Annotated in this window: 2 protein-coding genes; both read right to left on the reverse strand. The window is 52.6% G+C overall.

The features are described 5' to 3' along the window. Positions 1-165 precede the first annotated feature (165 nt). The gene (locus D4100_RS25445; protein WP_119805466.1) at positions 166-1,485 is read right to left on the reverse strand and encodes an IS4 family transposase; all 1,320 of its coding nucleotides are present in this window, start codon (positions 1,483-1,485) and stop codon (positions 166-168) included. Between the two features lie 122 nt (positions 1,486-1,607). Beyond that, positions 1,608-1,738: transketolase-like TK C-terminal-containing protein (locus tag D4100_RS25450; protein WP_420876415.1), on the reverse strand; the 131-nt coding region annotated here is incomplete at its 5' end.

Consider the following 1,738-nt stretch of genomic DNA (forward strand, 5'->3'; position numbering starts at 1 on the left):
TCAACCTGCTCAACAACAGCAATTTTAAAAGACAAAGGATAGTCACGTTGTGTGCGTTTAAACTCAGCCATTATCACGTTCTCCGGATTTAAGTCGAAAACGTGTCAACGCTATTCAGGACGGGTCACTGAAATAAAAAGGGCGCCTTCAGGCGCCTAATGCTTGTCAGTTAAGCTTTTGAGGACGCCGCAACGGGTAACGTTGCGGCTTCTTTTTTACCGCTCTTGGATAATGCCTTTGCCGTCGAGCGGGCAAGACGAAGCTTTCCGCCATCGCCAGGATTTCATTCATCACCTTCGGAACCCTTCCCGGGGCCACCGCCGGCAGTATGCTCAGTTGTGCTGTCAGATACAGGGCCGCCTGTTTAAACCCTATCTGGTAAGGCTCCACGTTTTTCAGACTGTAAGCCATCGGTGCCATCATGAACCTCAGCAGGTTATAGGCCAGCACTACACCCCAAAGTTCCTGTCTTATCAGCTCCGGCTTTCTGCTTCTCAGCGTCAGTTCATTTTGCAACAGATGTTGTTTCATTTCTCTGAAGCCATGCTCAATTTCCCAACGCTGACCATAAAGGTCAACGATATCGGCTTTAGGATAGCGTAACGGATCGCACATCGACGTCAGGATCTGTATCGTTTTCCCGTTGATTTCTTTACTTATCAACCTCGCCGTCAGTGTCTGAGGGGCATCTTTCCATTTCTTGCGGGCCTGGGGCGTTAAGCTAAGTTCAACCAGCTCATGTCCTGCTCCCAGCTTCTCGCGAACCTGATACTGTGTACCTTTGCGCAGCGGGATCATCCAGTGTTTTTCTGTACCTGATGATTGCCAATAATGAAGCAGGCCGAGCGCATAGAAGCCTTTATCCAGTATCGTCAGTGAGTGGTCCTGCGTCTGCCCGGCCAACTGAGCGGCCAGGTCAACCTCGCTGGTTTCTGACACACTGCCGAAGCTCACACCGGATAGCAGATGACTGGTGACTTCCATCTGACAGACCATGCGCAGCTGTGGCCAGTCGGACCGGGCATGCTCATTAGCTGTTCGCCCAAAAGCGGCATCATTTTCCGGCGTGTCGGGTGTTCTCCACAGAGTACCGTCTACCGCCATCAACGTCAGACCATTCCAGTGCGATAACGGTGTTTTCTCGAACCAGAGCTGGCGTGTTTTCTCGAAAACGAGTCTGACCACCTCTTCCCCGAGCCGCTGACGGGCCTGTACCACTGCGCTGGGGGCGACAAAAGGACGCTTACCCGGAAGCATAATATCGAGATGTGAAACCAACTGATTCATGGAAAGTGAGCGGAACAAGGACATACCGGCCACGGCCCAGACCATCATCTCCATGGGGAGACGGCGCTTTCGGATCGTCACGACGCCCGTATCGGCCAGGCACTCATCGATAAGCTCAGGTGAGAGCAAATCGGACAGTGCAGCAAATTCTTTAGGAGTGAATTTAAGAGCGGCATCAAGCGCCTGACTCAGTAACATAAAAAAATCCGTAATCTCAGGGAGATTACGGATTTTCACACAGCGGTAGGATCGTTCAAGTGATCCTTAACTGATCGGCATTACGGCAATGCCGGGCTTTTTATGGGCTAACGCGAGACGCCTTATTTCAGCAGCGCCTGCGCCCTGGCCACCACGTTGTCCACGGTGAAACCGAACTCTTTGAACAGCTGGTCTGCCGGGGCCGACTCGCCGAAGCTGGTCATGCCCACGATGGCGCCGTTCAGGCCCACAT

Origin of the sequence: Serratia inhibens (assembly GCF_003591175.1) — a bacterium.
Lineage (GTDB): Bacteria > Pseudomonadota > Gammaproteobacteria > Enterobacterales > Enterobacteriaceae > Serratia > Serratia inhibens.